The sequence below is a fragment of the Portibacter lacus genome, assembly GCF_021533215.1.
Taxonomy (GTDB): Bacteria; Bacteroidota; Bacteroidia; order Chitinophagales; family Saprospiraceae; genus Portibacter; species Portibacter lacus.
Genome location: NZ_JAJNKA010000002.1, coordinates 301,938 through 314,643, shown reverse-complemented (window position 1 = coordinate 314,643; position 12,706 = coordinate 301,938). Strand labels below are relative to the sequence as shown.

The window sequence follows — 12,706 nt, the reverse complement described above, 5'->3', positions numbered from 1 at the left end:
TATTAGATTCCGTATTGTAACATACCGTTCGAATCATGGAATATTTTAAATTCAAATTGATTAGGTTCTGCAACATCTTCTGTGCTTATCCAACCTTCACCGTTAGTCGTTAAAATTCTCAAACGGTCTATTTTTCTTTCTATGACGCCTAACCAGTTGCCTTTGGGAAGATTCATCCTCAGCATCGTTAGGTTCTCCAAAGCATACACTGGGGTATGTTCTTTCGAAGAGATTAAATGTTTTTTAATAGTAGGCATTGCTTTCATTGGGTTTATTTTGTAAAAGTTAGTTTTCGCTTTATTATATATTGTAAAGGACAAGCTTTCCCTAACTTCCACCTATGGATTATTGTGGTTTTCTCTAATTAATAGTTCTCAGGTTTATTTTGTTAACAAATCAGCGTAAAAATTGACTTAATAAATTAAATCATGCTAATTTGTTCTTTCAAAGATAAAACTATAACGTTATAAAACGGAAAATAATACACATAGATATGGATGCTTTTTTTGCTGCCGTGGAGCAAAGAGACGATCCGAGTTTGAGAGGTAAGCCAATGGCGGTTGGCGGGCATGACAAAGTTCGTGGTGTAATTGCTACGGCTAGTTATGAAGCAAGAAGATTTAGAGTTTCGTCGGCGATGTCCACGCGAATTGCGAAAAAGAAGTGCCCACGACTTATTGTGGTCCCTCCAAGATTTAAAGTTTATAAGCAAATTTCTCAGCAGATTAGAGATATATTTTATGAATACACTGATTTAGTAGAGCCGCTATCATTAGATGAGGCTTATCTGGATGTCACAGAAAATAAAAAAGGTATCGAGTCTGCTATTCAAATAGCCAAAGATATAAAGGCGATCATCAAAGCAGAAACTCAGTTGACCGCTTCAGCAGGAATTTCATATAATAAATTCTTAGCGAAAGTAGCATCTGATTATCATAAGCCTGATGGGCTGACTGCAATTTTACCTGAAAACGCACAGCGGTTTTTAGATAACCTAGATATTAACACTTTTCATGGAGTAGGAAAAGCTACCGCCAAGAAAATGGAACGAATGAAGATTAGTAAAGGGGCTGATCTGAAACAATATACGAGGTCGGAGCTAGGCATGCACTTTGGGAAAATGGGAACGCAGTTTTACGATATTGTAAGAGGAATCGATGATCGGCCAGTTGATCCAGACCGCAAGAGAAAGTCGGTATCCGTTGAAAATACGTTTCGCGAAGATATCAGCGATCGTCATGACATGATACAAGAATTGAAATCACTCTCTGTTAAGGTTGCGGAAACGCTTCAGAAAATGGAAATAAAAGGGCGGACTGTCAATATTAAAGTACGACTAGCTGATTTTACTACTTTTTCTAAAAGCAAAACATTTAAGGAGTTTTCCAATGATGGAGCTTTATTAGAAACTACAGCTGTTGAACTTTTTGAGCAGTTAGAACAGGAAATTCCGTCCGTCAGATTATTAGGCGTGGGAATGTCCAACCTTGACAATCAAGATGATCCGAAATCTAAACAAATGGATTTAGGATTCTAAAGGAATGAGAAAAAATAGTTGAAAAGACTTGATTACTTGCCTTTTAGTACTTTTTCTATCTCTAGCTCATCACCTGGTGAATAACTATTGTGAGAATAAATGATGTTATTATCTTGATCCACGATATAAGTCTGTGGAATGGTCTGGAAATTCAACTTGTTCTTTAATGCCTGATTGGTGTCTGATAAAAAGGTATAGTCCCATCCTTTAGAGGCGATTATTCCAGGTACTTTCGCAAGTCCTCTTGCGTTATCGATCGTTACCGCGATCATCTCAACTTCATAATCTTCTTGCCACTCTTCGTAATATTCCGCAATGGCATCCATTTCTGACTTACATGGCTTGCACCAACTTGCCCAAAAACTAATGATCGTTTTTTTATTCTTAGATGTGATATCTTGTACATTGACAGTCTTACCTTCCATGTTTTTTAATTGCGCCTCAGGGAATTTAGTACTATCGTTAATTGTGAAACCAATCATTAATGTGGTAAGAAGGACAAATAGAATTTTCATTTTCTTAAATTTACTGTTGAAGTGAAATATTGAATTAATTTTAAATCACTTTCTATACAAAACTATACTTTTGCCTATACAAATTCAATTCCAAACTGGAATTAACGCAACCTTAACGGTGAATATGTCCTTAAGAATTCAGTTTTTCTTGCTTTTTATCCTTGGTTTCACGACGAGCCTTGCAGCGCAGTCACCTGATAAGGTTCAGGTTAATGGCGCTTTTCAAGGTACATTGAATTACTTTATCAAGGATGCGAAAATAGGTGCAGCGAATACTCCTCAGTATGAAGGCATGCCACTAGGTGCAGATGCTTGGCTTAATGTCAATGCTGATTTTGGAATATGGCGAGGTGGCGTTCGTTTCGATTTTTTTCACAATTCTAATTTATTGAACCCATCTTCATCGTATACCGATCGGGGACTTGGCTTATGGTATCTGGAAACGGAATACAAAAAATTAGATGTCAGAATCGGTGGAATCTATAATCAAATAGGTAGCGGAATCATATATCGAGCATATGAAGAGCGACCTTTATTAATAGATAATGCGCTGAAAGGAATTCAGCTCGCCTATGATATTAATGACGAATGGAAAGTAACTACTTTTGCTGGAAAGCAACGATATCTCTTTTCCAGCTATGATGGACTTGTATACGGAGGAAAAGTAGAAGGTTTTATGTCAATGGGAGAAGATAATCCCGTTTCAATAGTCCCTGGAATCGGATTTACAGGGAAGCGATTATCGGATGGAAGTGTAGACAAGTTGATCTCGATCTTAAGAAATTATACCGATGATGAAAGAATAGAACAATTTACCTTTCATTCCCAAGCATTAAGTATTTATAACAGTCTTAATTATAAAGCATTCTCTTGGTACTTCGAGGGCGCTTATAAATTACCAGAAGTCTCCTTCGATCCTAATGAAGAAACGACCAAGATTACGGGTGTGAAATCTCAAGGTCGGTACCTGAAAAGGGCAGGAACCGTTTTTTATTCTACACTTTCCTATGCAAAGAAAGGATTAGGAATAACGCTAGAGGGCAAAAGAACCGAGAATTTTGATTTTAGAATAGATCCCACACTTCTTCTGAATAATGGGCTCATAGGATTCCTGCCACCGATGAATCATATCACGTCCTATCGATTGACAAGTAGATATAATCCGGCAACACAGTTTACAAGCGAATTAGCATTCCAACTGGATGTAAAGTATAAAATCAATAAGAAATATACATTGAATGTGAATACGTCTAATGTGAATACTCTTGAGAACGAAAATTTATACAGAGAGTTTTACATTGACCTTCAATATAAACCGAACAGGAAATTCGATAGTCACTTCGGGCTTCAGAGGCAGATTTATAACCAGTCCGTATATGAAGGGAAGCCTAAAAACATTACTCCGGTTGTAAAAACCTGGACACCATATGTGGATTTGCTGTATAAGTTTACAAGAAGAAACTCGCTCAAAGTAGAAGCGCAATATATGTCGACAGAACAGGATTATGGTTCTTGGGTATATTTATTAGCAGAATTAGGACTGGCACCACATTGGAGGTTTGAGTTATCAGGCATGTATAATATTATTCCTAATACAGGAAATCCAAATATTCCAGAAGGTGCAGGTGGAAAAATCCTCTATCCGACATCGGGTGTCTACTATATCTGGAAACAATCAAGGTATGGCTTGCGTTATGTAAAGCAAGTAGAAGGCGTTGTGTGTACTGGAGGAGTCTGTAGGTTGGAGCCTGCATTTAGCGGATTTAAATTTGAAGTAAACTCATTATTCTAATGAAAAAGCTGGCGATATTTATTGTTATTTTAATGTTCTGTGCTTGTGAGCGCAACATTATCAAGGTGCCAGAATTCGAAGCAATTGAATCAGATAGAGTAGTGTTGCTAGAAGAAATGACAGGAGTGAGTTGTCCGAATTGTCCTAAGGGAACTGCGGAAGTGGAGGCTATAAAGGAAAGATATGGAGACTTGGTGATCCCTGTCGGAATTCATGGCTTCTTTCTATCATGGCCGACGAAAGAGAGCAAATTTGATTTCAGAAATGATTTCGCGAAACAATTAGAAATGACATTGGCACCGGGAACATCGAAGCCTGCGGCCTTAATTAATCGTGCAGTCCCTGAAGGAGAAAGCTCGGCGGTTGTTCAATCGGCAGATCTGTGGAATGGTTATGTGGAAGATCAATTAATGATACCTCCATTGGTGACTATCGCGCTTGATCTGGAATATGAAAATAGGAACTTAACGGTTAATGCGGGAGTAGTAGGACTTACAGAGATCAATGGCGCTATAAAGATCAGTGTTATGATCTTAGAAAATAATATTATTGATGCTCAAGAAGACTTAAATGAAGTCATCGAGGAATTCCATCATAATCATGTGCTAAGAACGATGCTTACGCCTTTTGATGGTGAAACATTAGCGACTTCACTAGGATTGTCTGAAGTCGTAAATAAAGTGTATAATTTCACTCTTCCTGAAGACGAATTCTTGTGGAAAGAGGAAGATATCGAAGTGGTCGTATTTGTACATAAAGTAGAAGACGGTGGAGAAGTACTTCAAGCAAGCATTGCGAAGCTTCCACTGTAGCCTAGACTACTGGTAAAATCTACTCGCTACTTTTTCTTCTTCCAAGTTTTTTTTCCGCTGTGTTTCTTGTTTTTCCCACCACCGAAACTTCTTTTCTTTTTTCGCGCGTTAGGATTCCATGTAGGTCCAGGTCCTAATTCTGGAAACGGTGGAAGTTTCATGATTTCCATATCGATCAACTGCTCTATTTCATTGAAATCTTGCATGTCGTCTTCATTCACAAAAGTAATGGCCACACCGGTTGTGTCAGCTCGTGCCGTTCTACCTACTCTGTGAACATAATCCTCAGCATTAGAAGGCGTATCATAGTTGATTACAAGATTGATGTCTTTAATATCAATCCCTCTAGAAAGTACATCTGTAGCGACAACGATTCTAGTTCTTAAGCTTTTAAAATTGGCAATTACAGCCTCTCTTTCGCTTTGTTCATAGTCAGAAGAAACTCCTTCTACATTAAATTTTTCACTTTTTAATGCTCTTACGATTTCTGTAACTTTCTTCTTTCTAGAAGTAAAAACGATGATTCTTTTATAGTTAGGCTTATCTCTGATCAATCTCGTAATCAAACCTAGTTTTTGATTTTCATGTGCCAAGTATACAGCCTGAAGAACTCCCGCAGCTGGTTTAGAAATGGCAATATTAACTTGTTTAGGATCTTTTAGTGTTTTCTTAGCAAGTTCTCTAATCTTGGTAGGCATCGTTGCTGAAAACATTAAAGTCTGTCTCGATGCTGGTAGGAAAGAAGCAATTTTATCGATATCCTCTTTGAAACCCATATCGAGCATTCTATCCGCCTCATCCATGATGAAGAATTCCACCTGGCTGAAATCCACATATCCCATATTCAAGTGAGAAATTAATTTTCCAGGAGTGGAAACGATGATATCTGCCCCCTGTGATAACGCTTCTTTTTCTTGAACCCAATCATTCCCAGAACCTCCTCCATAGATTGCAATAGAATGCAAGCCTAGAAAATAGGTGAAACCTTGAATTTGCTTATCTATCTGAATTGCAAGTTCTCTAGTAGGGCAAATGACTAAGGCTCTCGTAACCTCAGATTTTGGATTCGTGAATAGCTTGTGCAAAGTAGGAAGGATAAAAGCTGCTGTTTTACCTGTACCTGTCTGAGCACATGCAATAATATCATCCCCATTCATAATAATAGGAATAGATAACTCTTGTATCGGTGTTGCTTCTTCAAATCCCATGTAGCCGATGGATTCAATGATCTCATCTGCTAATCCTAATTCTGTAAATTTCATTTTGCAAAGATGCCAATAAAATTGATATCAAACGAAAACACTTTATAAATAATCCAAAAGATGACTTTTCGAACCAAAATAATTTCATTTTGTTAGATAGATGATAACAAACTAATCAACATGACTTATATTATATACCTAGCAATTCAGTTAATACTTAATAATCCTACGGCTTTAGCCCAGGAAGCTTACGTTAATGACAAAAGCAATATCGTAGTGCATGTAACCAATATTGAAAACATGGAAGGTGAAATCCTTGTTGGTATTTACGATAGCAAGAAGACTTTTAGAAAGATCAAGAAAGTATTTAAGTATGCTATTCAGCCTGTAGAGAATGGTCAAGAAGTTATTGTTATCGAAGATGTTCCTTCTGGTCAATATGCCATTGCATTATTTCAGGATGTAAATGGCAATCGAAAATTCGACACCAACTTTATGGGTGTTCCAAAAGAGCCATTCGGGTTTTCCACTAACTATGTTGTGAAACGAAGAGCCCCTAAGTTTAATGAGGTCTTGTTCGAGCACGGTGGAAATCAAGATACAGAAATGACCATCGACATGCAAGAATGGTAATCTGCGCCAATTTCTAATACTTATCTTATTTTGTATAACTAAGCAATCGGTGATTAAGTAAAACATTTACCTAATCACCATCAGGTCTTCTAGTAAAGTAACTTTACCTCATCTTCTGAAATATGAATCGCTCTCGTTTCACTTGCTCTTTCACTAATATCGCTATCTCCATTTTCTAGTCTTAATACACCTCTTGGACATACAGCAGAACAGACCCCACAACCGACACATGAAGATCTTACAATATCTTGCCCTCTTTGTGCATACCATCTTACATCGATTCCCATTTCACAATGGGTGGAACAATTACCACAAGAAATACACTGAGATCCATTGGTTGTGATTCTGAATTTAGACTTGAAGCGTTGTACTATTCCTAAGTAAGCCGCTAATGGACAACCGAATCTACACCAAGTCCTATTTCCCATTAAAGGGTAAAATCCAGTACCCACAATTCCAGCAAATCCCGATCCGATCAAAAATCCGTACCAAGTTCTTACACTGTAGCTATCTAGAAATCCGAATACACGACCTTGCCCAGTGAAATAAGTATACAGAACCAGTAGGGTCATCACGACTGCAAATACAAGTACACCATTAATAATATATCGTTCGTACTTCCACGCTCTTAGACTTTTATCTGAAAGTTGGCGATATGGATCTCCCATTGTTTCTGCTAATCCTCCACATCCACAGACCCATGAGCAATACCATCGCTTACCGAAAAAGTAAACAAAAACGGGTACTGCAACAAGTGCAAGAGCTATTCCCCATACTAGCAAGAATATCCCGAAGCTTCCGTTGGCTAGCATATCCTTGATATTGTAATCGAAGAAGAAAGAATAGTTTAGTGGCCAGATATTTTTGAAATCGTAGTATGGCTTGTTAAGTCTGATTAGTATTTCAGGTAAGGTAAATGCAAATACCGTCTGAAAAAACATTACTGATATTGTCCTCAGAATTTGATACTTATTATGTCTGTACTTAGCAATCATTCTAATTCCCATTACGATAATCACAATAGTGTACAAGGTTCCATATAGGAACCATTGGCTTGCATCATTGCCACTCATCGCGTGAGAAAGCGGATCTACCATATTGATCCATGAAGTCATGTACGCAGGTGCCCAGTACAGAATAATATAAAATACAATCAGATATACTCCTGTAATGACACCAATCCAACCTGTGATATTAGGGGATGCTGACTTCGTCGGTTCATGTGATTTTTCATTTTTTCTACCTAAGACCAAATACATGATAAGACCAATAATGATCAAGGTGATGACTGGCCATAGGAGTTGACCTCCTGTATAATAAAAACCATAAACTAGCAGCCCGAGTATAGTAGCTGCAAGAAAAAATCCTCTAACATTGACCGTTAATCCACGTTGCATAGAGCTGTGGTAGATGTGATCATTTTTTATTCCTGGAATTTTCAAGAAGGTTGGTAAAATATAAATTAATCCACCTAAAGCTCCGAGACCAATAGTCAAGAAGAAGAAAAGGAGTTTGTTATTCGCTATAAGACCATTGCTTGATGCTTTTACAGCACTAAATACATAAGACTTTACATCTCCATCACTCATTCTGAAATCCCACTCATTTACACCATCAGGAATACCATTTTTTGCATTTTCTTCTTGAGTTTTTTGAGCTTGCTTGAAAGCTTTTTTTAAGTCTGCAATGTAGGCGATGTTGTTAGTATATTCTTTTCCAATGATGCCAGATTCTTCTGCTGCAACCTTAATTGCTTCTTGATGGCTAGTAGATTTTCCTGGAAGATGCTCGTTCTTTAGTTGGTAGCTATCTAATCCGAGCGATAAGGTAAAAAGCGCTAAAGCGGCTACAAAAATTCCTAAACCTATTTTATTTATAATATTCATCTTTCGCTTTGTCTATTTTTTAAGAAATGCCAATACTTTGTTGAGGCCTCTTTTGGTCTTCAATTCTAATTTTTTTCCTGTTTGTTTATTGTAGACTTTGACTAGTTCTTTGTCATATTGCTTATAAAATTCAGGGTCAAAATTGGCAAGACCTAAATGCTGAAGTACATTTTCAACGTGTGTTTTATCAGCAATCCACTTTTCACAAACTTCGTGGCGATATCGAATTCCCATCAAATTGAAGCCTAGCACTTCTCCACTTTCTTTGTGAAAATTAATTCTTATAGATTTTCGACCATCACTGTGTTCCCAGTAGATGGTATTCATATAGTCAGCTTTTTTAGCAGGGACATCGCCATATACCATGTATTCGATGTCCATAAATTTGGCAGAGTTAAACCATATGCCAGGATTGTACTTCACTTTCTTGTCACATACATTATAAGCAACAGTTTCTCCCATCATTTTTCCGGTATACCACACTGCTTCTATTGCGCGTCTTCCTTCTACAGGTTCATTAATCTGAGCGCAATCACCGATCGCGTAGACATCTGGAATATTAGTTTCTAGATGCTCATTGACCACAATACCACGTTCTATTTTGAGTGCTCCATTTTTCAAGAAACCCACATTAGGGTGAACACCAGCGGTTAATCCTACGAAGCCACAGTCGATTTTCTCGCCTGACTTGAGGGTCACGGCATTCGCATGTCCATTTCCATCATCATGAATTTCTTTCAGCTCTTCAGATAATCTCAAGTCTATCCCATGTTCTTTAATGTGCCTGCTAACCATTTGTGATTCTTCAGCTGGCAGTATATTATTCCAGTAGCTTTCTTCTCTGACTAAAATAGTGGTAGGAATGTGTCTAGAATGGAACATCTCAGCCATTTCGATTCCTATTAAACCTCCACCCACGATAACTGCTCGCTTGAGACCATCACTATATTTTTCCATTGCTTCTAAGTCTTGGAAGGTATACATTCCATAGACTCTTTCCAGATCTTGGCCTGGCCATCCGAATTTGTTAGATGCAGAACCTGTCGCGATGATTAATTTATCATAGGGAAGGCTTTCACCATTGTCTAGTGTTAGTGTTTTCTGCTCAAATCCCACAGACTCTACTCGAGCTCTTTTCAGTTCTATCCTATTTTTCTCCCAAAACCAGTCTTCATAGGGCTTCGTGTCTTCGTAACGCATATGGCCCATATAGATATACATGAGGGCAGTTCTAGAAAAAAAATGATCCGTTTCTGAAGAAATTACGGTGATGGAATGATCTGAAAGTTTCCTAATAAATCGTGCTGCAGTTATTCCACTTATTCCGTTACCTATTATAATTATTTTCATATGTTATAGTGGTTTATGGCAATTTTAGGTTCATCAATATAGGAGTTAATGTCTTAAGCAATTACATTATTTCCTATTACTTGTCTAACATAGGACATAAGTTTATTTGAGAGGCTGATGTGAAATTAGCTAAATAAATCATTTAAATTATGTCCGTCAATGTTATACATATTACAATAAATATTAATATATTTGCGTTGTGTTCGGTTAATTGTCTTTTAGTATAAGAAATGGACTTTTAACATAACATTAATAATTGCTTAAACTTTTAATGCTTATCTTTGATATAATTGAATATTGCCTATGCGTAATTTTTTACAAATTATTTTCTTCTTGGCTCTTTGCACTTTTGGTTACGGTCAGATTTCGTACTCACCTAACCCAATAGATGTTACTGCCGATAAGTCTACAGAAAATATTCAAATTGACTTCGAGCTTAAAAATGAAGGTACAGATACGGTATTCTTAGCTTGGAAATTAGAAGTTGTAGAACAACCATCTGTATGGCAATATTATGTTTGTGATACAGAGAATTGCTACAATTTTAATCAAGATGTAAGTTCTACTGCTCGACCGAATATCATTCCTCCTGGACAAACGATTATCGTAATGTTTCACACATTACCTACAGATTCTGAAGGTTCAGCTTCTTATAAAATCAACTTTTTTGATCTAGAGCATGCAGATAGCATCAATGTGGACGTACCGATTTCGGTTAATACGATTACTTCTTCTACAGCTAATTTTGATGTGAAAGGATTAAGTGTTTTCCCGAATCCAACTTCAGATTTTTTCAGGGTGAATACAGGTTCTTTAGTGGATCATATCGATGTGGTTACCGTAGTTGGTAAAAAGGTTGGAAGTTTTAAAGCACAGCAAGGCGGTTTTTATGACATTACGGATCTCAGTAAAGGCATCTACTATGTAAGATTGCTAGATGCGAAAGGTGATTCTATAAAGGTGATGAAGCTTAGAAAAAACTAAGCTGGATATTCCACAAAATTTCTTGGCGTTTCATAAAGACGAACAGTAACTTCGTATTTACTACCGAGTTTCTCCGATATTATTTTCCATATTACGTAGCAAATGTTTTCGCAACTAGGAGGAGTATTTTTAAATTCTTCTGTATCTAGATTTAAGTTTTTGTGGTCGAATCGATCTTCGATTTCTACTTTGATTAAATCTTTGAGGTACTTTAGGTCAATTAAATATCCTGTTACTGGATCTACTTCACCTACAACCTTCAATTCCATTTCGTAATTATGTCCGTGATAATTCGGGCTATTGCATAATCCGAATACCTCTATGTTCTTTTCATCAGTCCATTCTGCAACATGCATTCTGTGTGCAGCATTAAAGTGGGCTTTTCTAAATACAGCTATTCTCATTGTTAAGTTACATTTCTATACAGTAAATGAACAGATATCCATTTTTGTTGCCACAAAAGTTATAAAATCATTATTTCTTATAGAAGGATTATTGAAAAGTGCTTTAAATTGGAACAAGAAAGATTAATAACTGCGTATAATATTCCCGTATTGAGATTTTGTGATCGTATGGAGATTTTAAATGTTTATGCACTAGTCTTAAAGATAAAAGTTTCGTCAATCATCTTTTCACTTTTAAATTTAACCCAATTGAACCGCAGCTAAGCATCAGATTAGGTTCACATGCAAGATTGCAGACTGTTCGGAATTCATCAAGTGAGATCATATTCTTCGATCATTGAGATAAAATCTAAGGTTTGTGAATCCTTTTTGTTATTATGACGATGATTAATAAATTAAAGAAAGAATAGCCTATCTTTACAAAAAAATAATAATAAGACAGAAGCAGTGAGTGAGCGTACTTATTTTCATACGGATATTTTCACGGAATTAAAGCACCTTTTAGAAGAAGACAGACTTCCGCATGCCATGATTGTAAAGGGAAAAGACGGAAGTGGGGCACTGGAATTAGGTATTAGATTAGCTCAGCACATTGTTTCGAACAAGATTGCTAATACTTCTGATGCGAAGAAGGAGTCTGCATTCCACAAAGCAGGAAAACACATTCACCCTGATATTCACTTTTCTTTTCCTTTCGTAGGTAATACCACCAGTAATGATTTTCTGAAAGAATGGCGGGAGGCACTATTAGAAGATCCGTTTATGAATATCACGCAGTGGATGATGCGGTTAGATGCTGATAATAAGCAAGCAAACATCAATGCTAAGGAATGCCATAGTATTATTCAGAAATTAGGACTTAAGAGTTTTGAAAGTGAATACAAAGTGCTAGTGATGTGGTTGCCGGAATACTTAGGTAAGGAAGGAAACCGTTTATTAAAATTAATAGAGGAGCCACCTGAGAATACCATTTTTATACTTGTTACTGAAAATGTAGATAGGATTCTGAATACGATCTTATCTAGATGTCAGTTGATTCACGTCCCATCTCCTTCAGATGATGAAATCGCGACGCGAATAATGGAAGAACATAACATCGATGCTGATCATGCCCGAAAAATAAGTTTCTTGGCTGATGGTAATTATCGAGTTGCAAGGAATATGAGTGATGAGAATATTATCGATTTTTCAGATAAATTATTTGACTGGCTCAGAACTTGTTATAAATTAAAACCAGAAGAAATCGTAAATTGGTGCGATGAATTTGGAAAGCTGACGAAAGAACAGCAAAAATACTTTGTAACCTATGCGTTACAATTTTTTAGATCTTTTCTAATGTTAGATGTAGTTGATAATGATCATCTGCGTTTTTTAGATAAAGAAATTAAAGTTGCTAGTAATCTTAAGAAGTTTATTGACTTAGATGCACTTGAGATTATTGAGGAACTACTTAACGATAGCTTCATGCTGATAGAACGGAATGCTAACGCGAAAATGTTATTCATGAAAAATTCAATAAGAATTCATGAATTGTTTCACGTTGCTCGTTTTGCCTAATTAATTAGTAGGTCGTCGCATGGAGGTTTGATTG

12 protein-coding genes are annotated in these 12,706 nt (G+C 36.7%); 6 read left to right on the top strand and 6 right to left on the bottom strand.

Annotation, left to right across the window (positions count from 1 at the left end; translation table 11 throughout):
* Positions 1-2 precede the first annotated feature (2 nt).
* Entirely contained in the window at positions 3-266 is a 264-nt protein-coding gene (locus L2586_RS03765) for a hypothetical protein (RefSeq protein ID WP_235291451.1), read from the bottom strand.
* A gap of 200 nt (positions 267-466) precedes the next feature.
* Here L2586_RS03765 and dinB point away from each other — a divergent pair, with 200 nt between their 5' ends.
* Complete coding sequence (dinB, locus tag L2586_RS03760; RefSeq protein ID WP_284284415.1) at positions 467-1,537, top strand: DNA polymerase IV; 1,071 nt, start codon at positions 467-469, stop codon at positions 1,535-1,537.
* Positions 1,538-1,569: 32 nt separating this feature from the next.
* On the opposite strand, the gene L2586_RS03755 is transcribed toward dinB, so the two are convergent.
* Positions 1,570-2,052, bottom strand: coding sequence for a TlpA family protein disulfide reductase (locus tag L2586_RS03755; protein WP_235291449.1), 483 nt, complete (start codon positions 2,050-2,052; stop codon positions 1,570-1,572).
* A 70-nt stretch (positions 2,053-2,122) separates the two neighbouring features.
* On the opposite strand from L2586_RS03755, the gene L2586_RS03750 reads away from it, so the two are divergent.
* Positions 2,123-3,844 carry a DUF6029 family protein gene (locus L2586_RS03750; protein ID WP_235291448.1) on the top strand — a complete coding sequence of 574 codons (1,722 nt, stop codon included), beginning with the start codon at positions 2,123-2,125 and terminating at the stop codon, positions 3,842-3,844.
* A complete protein-coding gene (locus L2586_RS03745; RefSeq protein WP_235291447.1) occupies positions 3,844-4,656 on the top strand; it encodes an Omp28-related outer membrane protein in 813 nt (270 codons plus the stop codon). Before L2586_RS03750 ends, L2586_RS03745 begins: the two co-directional genes overlap by 1 nt.
* A 26-nt stretch (positions 4,657-4,682) precedes the next feature.
* Here L2586_RS03745 and L2586_RS03740 read toward each other — a convergent pair whose 3' ends face one another.
* Positions 4,683-5,918 carry a DEAD/DEAH box helicase gene (locus tag L2586_RS03740; RefSeq protein WP_235291446.1) on the bottom strand — a complete coding sequence of 412 codons (1,236 nt, stop codon included), beginning with the start codon at positions 5,916-5,918 and terminating at the stop codon, positions 4,683-4,685.
* A gap of 120 nt (positions 5,919-6,038) precedes the next feature.
* Here L2586_RS03740 and L2586_RS03735 point away from each other — a divergent pair, with 120 nt between their 5' ends.
* Positions 6,039-6,491: a DUF2141 domain-containing protein gene (locus L2586_RS03735; RefSeq protein ID WP_235291445.1), complete on the top strand. Its 453-nt coding sequence runs from the start codon at positions 6,039-6,041 to the stop codon at positions 6,489-6,491.
* Between the two features lie 89 nt (positions 6,492-6,580).
* Here L2586_RS03735 and L2586_RS03730 read toward each other — a convergent pair whose 3' ends face one another.
* A complete protein-coding gene (locus L2586_RS03730) occupies positions 6,581-8,377 on the bottom strand; it encodes a 4Fe-4S binding protein (protein WP_235291444.1) in 1,797 nt (598 codons plus the stop codon).
* A gap of 12 nt (positions 8,378-8,389) precedes the next feature.
* Positions 8,390-9,727: an NAD(P)/FAD-dependent oxidoreductase gene (locus tag L2586_RS03725; RefSeq protein ID WP_235291443.1), complete on the bottom strand. Its 1,338-nt coding sequence runs from the start codon at positions 9,725-9,727 to the stop codon at positions 8,390-8,392.
* 303 nt (positions 9,728-10,030) lie between these two features.
* Between L2586_RS03725 and L2586_RS03720 the strand changes: the two genes are divergently transcribed.
* On the top strand, positions 10,031-10,711 hold the full coding sequence (locus L2586_RS03720) for a T9SS type A sorting domain-containing protein (RefSeq protein WP_235291442.1): 681 nt from the start codon (positions 10,031-10,033) through the stop codon (positions 10,709-10,711).
* Here L2586_RS03720 and L2586_RS03715 read toward each other — a convergent pair.
* Positions 10,708-11,115 carry a 6-pyruvoyl trahydropterin synthase family protein gene (locus L2586_RS03715; protein WP_235291441.1) on the bottom strand — a complete coding sequence of 136 codons (408 nt, stop codon included), beginning with the start codon at positions 11,113-11,115 and terminating at the stop codon, positions 10,708-10,710. The two genes, L2586_RS03720 and L2586_RS03715, sit on opposite strands and share 4 nt — an antisense overlap.
* A gap of 447 nt (positions 11,116-11,562) precedes the next feature.
* Here L2586_RS03715 and L2586_RS03710 point away from each other — a divergent pair, with 447 nt between their 5' ends.
* Positions 11,563-12,672, top strand: coding sequence for a DNA polymerase III subunit (locus L2586_RS03710; RefSeq protein WP_235291440.1), 1,110 nt, complete (start codon positions 11,563-11,565; stop codon positions 12,670-12,672).
* The last annotated feature ends 34 nt before the right edge of the window (positions 12,673-12,706 follow it).